Origin of the sequence: Mesorhizobium sp. M1D.F.Ca.ET.231.01.1.1, from assembly GCF_003999155.2 — a bacterium.
In the GTDB taxonomy this organism is placed as follows: domain Bacteria; phylum Pseudomonadota; class Alphaproteobacteria; order Rhizobiales; family Rhizobiaceae; genus Mesorhizobium.
In genome coordinates this window covers 1-1,418 of the sequence record NZ_RZOZ02000036.1, presented here as the reverse complement: position 1 = coordinate 1,418, position 1,418 = coordinate 1, and the positions used below count along the sequence as shown (strand labels likewise).

At 66.1% G+C, this 1,418-nt stretch carries 1 protein-coding gene; it reads right to left on the bottom strand.

The genetic code is table 11. From position 1 onward, the window contains the following. Positions 1-1,418: formate--tetrahydrofolate ligase (locus tag EN874_RS32115; protein WP_135882266.1), on the bottom strand; the 1,418-nt coding region annotated here is incomplete at both ends.

Below are 1,418 nucleotides of genomic sequence, written 5' to 3'. Positions count from 1 at the left end.
GGCGCCTTGGGCAGGCCGGGCATGGTCATGATCTCGCCGCAGATGATGACGACGAAGCCGGCGCCGGCCGAAAGCCTGACCTCGCGCACCGGCACGGTATGCCCGGTCGGCGCGCCGCGCAGGTTCGGGTCGGTCGAGAACGAGTACTGGGTCTTGGCCATGCACACCGGCAGGTTGCCGTAGCCGGCCTGCTCCCAGGCATGCAGCTGGTCGCGGATCGACTTGTCGGCGATCGCCTCGTCGCCGCGATAGATGCGCTTGACGATGGTGTTGACCTTCTCGAACAGCGGCATCTCGTCCGGGTAAAGCGGCGAGAACTGCGAGGCGCCGGATTCGGCGATCTCGACGACCTTCCTGGCGAGGTCCTCAATGCCGGCCGAGCCTTGCGCCCAGTGCTTGCACAGGATCGCCTCGGCCCCTTGTGCCTTGACGAAGTCCTTCATCGCCTGGATTTCGGTCTCGGTGTCGGTGGTGAAGTGGTTGATCGCCACCACTGCCGGCACGCCGAACTGCTTCACGTTCTCGATGTGGCGGCCGAGGTTGAGGCAGCCCTTCTTGACCGCCTCGATGTTCTCCTTGCCGAGGTCTTCCTTCTTGACGCCGCCATTCATCTTCATGGCGCGCACGGTGGCGACGATGACGGCGGCCGCCGGCTTCAGGCCCGCCTTGCGGCACTTGATGTCGAAGAATTTCTCCGCGCCGAGGTCGGCGCCGAAGCCGGCTTCGGTGACGACGTAGTCGGCAAGCTTGAGCGCCGTCGTGGTGGCGACGACCGAGTTGCAGCCATGCGCGATATTGGCGAACGGGCCGCCATGCACGAAGGCCGGGTTGTTCTCTAGCGTCTGCACCAGGTTGGGCTGGATGGCGTCCTTCAGCAGCACCGCCATGGCGCCGTCGGCCTTGAGGTCGCGGGCATAGACCGGCGACTTGTCGCGGCGGTAGGCGACGATGATGTCGCCGAGCCGCTTCTCGAGATCCTTGAGGTCGGTGGCAAGGCACAGGATCGCCATCACTTCCGAGGCGACGGTGATGTCGAAGCCGGCCTCGCGCGGGAAACCGTTGGCGACGCCGCCCAGCGAGCAGAGGATGTCGCGCAGCGCCCGGTCGTTCATGTCCATGACGCGGCGCCAGGCGACGCGGCGGATGTCGATGCCGAGCTCGTTGCCCCAATAGATGTGGTTGTCGATCAGCGCCGAAAGCAGGTTATGGGCGGTGGTGATGGCGTGGAAGTCGCCGGTGAAATGGAGGTTCATGTCGTCCATCGGCACCACCTGGGCCAGGCCGCCGCCGGCGGCGCCGCCCTTCATGCCGAAGTTCGGGCCGAGCGAGGCTTCGCGGATGCACACGATCGCCTTCTTGCCGATGCGGTTCAGACCGTCGCCGAGGCCGACGGTGGTGGTCGTCTTGCCTTCGCCGGC